This is a genomic window from Limimaricola litoreus (assembly GCF_024159025.1).
In the GTDB taxonomy this organism is placed as follows: Bacteria; Pseudomonadota; Alphaproteobacteria; order Rhodobacterales; family Rhodobacteraceae; genus Limimaricola; species Limimaricola litoreus.
On the sequence record NZ_JAMYXC010000118.1, the window covers coordinates 1 to 1509 of the forward strand.

2 protein-coding genes and 1 pseudogene are annotated in these 1509 nt (G+C 73.8%); 2 read left to right on the plus strand and 1 reads right to left on the minus strand.

Features of this window, described 5'->3' with window-relative positions:
* A pseudogene (locus NHG85_RS07880) lies at positions 1-503 on the plus strand (hypothetical protein); the annotation flags it as partial.
* Here the strand turns inward: NHG85_RS07880 and NHG85_RS07885 are convergent.
* Positions 500-946: a protein tyrosine phosphatase family protein gene (locus tag NHG85_RS07885; protein ID WP_253331345.1), complete on the minus strand. Its 447-nt coding sequence runs from the start codon at positions 944-946 to the stop codon at positions 500-502. The pseudogene NHG85_RS07880 and the gene NHG85_RS07885 overlap by 4 nt on opposite strands.
* Positions 947-1086: 140 nt before the next feature.
* On the opposite strand from NHG85_RS07885, the gene NHG85_RS07890 reads away from it, so the two are divergent.
* A partial coding sequence (locus NHG85_RS07890) for an enoyl-CoA hydratase/isomerase family protein (protein ID WP_253331346.1) occupies positions 1087-1509 on the plus strand: 423 nt, incomplete at its 3' end.

Here is a 1509-nt window from a genome sequence, read left to right on the forward strand (position 1 = left end):
ATGGCCCGCAGCAGGCCGGGCTCGCCCCCGGGCCGCGGCTGGGCGATGCGCGCGCGGCGGGGCTGATCCTGCCGGAGGGCGGCTTTGCCGTGCACCGCTTTTCGATGGAGATCAGGCCGGGCAGCGGCCGCGAGGGCGCGCTCATGCTGGCGCTGGCATTGCCCCCCCCGGTGCCTCGGGCGCGGGAGGGCGCGGTCTGGAAGATGGCCCTGCGCGAGACGGTCCTGCAGGCGCCCGCCGATCTGGCGGCCATCCTGCACCGGATGCGGCTTCCGGCGCATGAGGTCGAGGCTTTCGAGCCCGGCCAGCGACTGATGCTGCCGGGGGTGTCGCTCGCGGCGATCGATCTGGAGGATGGCGGAGGCCGCGCGGTCGCGAAGGTCCGGCTCGGGCAGTTCGCGGGGCTGCGCGCGGTGCGCCTGTCGCAGCCCGAGGACGCCTCCGATGGGTTACCCGATGGCGTGCGGGAAATCCCCGCCCGCCCGGCCGCGCGCGCCGGTTAGTCGGCGTCGTTCTCCGCGTCGCTTTCGCGCAGCGCGTCGAGCTGGGGACGCAGCCGTTCAAGATCGTAGCCCGCCTTGGCGGTGGCGGCGATGATCTCGTCGGTCTCGGACCGGCCGACCTGGCCCAGCGACCACACGATGGAAGACCGCGTGCCCGAGGCGCAATAGGCCAGCACCGGCCCGTCGGAGCCATCGAGCACCTGCATCTGCCGGTCGACGACCTCGCGGTTGAGCCCCTGGTGCGTCACCGGGTTGACGGCAAAGCGCAGCCCCGCCGCCTCCGCCGCAATCCGCAGCGTCTCGGCCTGCAGCTCGGCGGGCACCTCCTCGTCGGGGCGGTTGCACAGCACCGTGGCAAAGCCCGCTTCGGCGATGGCGGGAATGTCCTCCGGCTCGATCTGCGGGCTGACGGCGTAGTCGGGGCTGATGCGGCGAATATCCATGCGGCGAGGAATACCGCGTCGCCCGGTGCGCGTCCAGACGCGTTGCGCCGCTGCCATCGCCGAAAACGCGCGTCGTGGCGGGCCTTGCGCAGGGGCGGCGCGGCGCCGATCATGCGACAGGGCAGGCAGCAGCGAGGGCCATGGCGATGCAGGGGGGGACGATCTCGACCGGGACGGTCGACGGCATCGCAAGGATCACGCTGGATTCGAAGCCGGGCAACGCGCTCGACGCCGCCGCGCGGCAGGCGCTCGGCGTGGCGCTGGACGAGATCGAGGCCGCGCTCGACGCCCCGCAACCGCCCCGCGGCGTGGTGCTGGCCGGCGCCAATGGCCTCTTCTCGGTGGGGCTCGATCTGCGCGGGCTCGATCGCCCGGTGGAGGGCCCCGACCTCGCCACGATCTGTCGCCGGATCGAGCTGCTGCCCGTTCCTGTGGTGGCGGCGCTTTCGGGCAGCGCCATCGGTGGCGGCGCCGAGCTGGCGCTTGCGGCGCATTACCGCCTCGCAGCGCCCGCCGCGCGGATCGGGCTGCCCGATGTCGTGCTCGGCCTGCCGCCCGGAGCC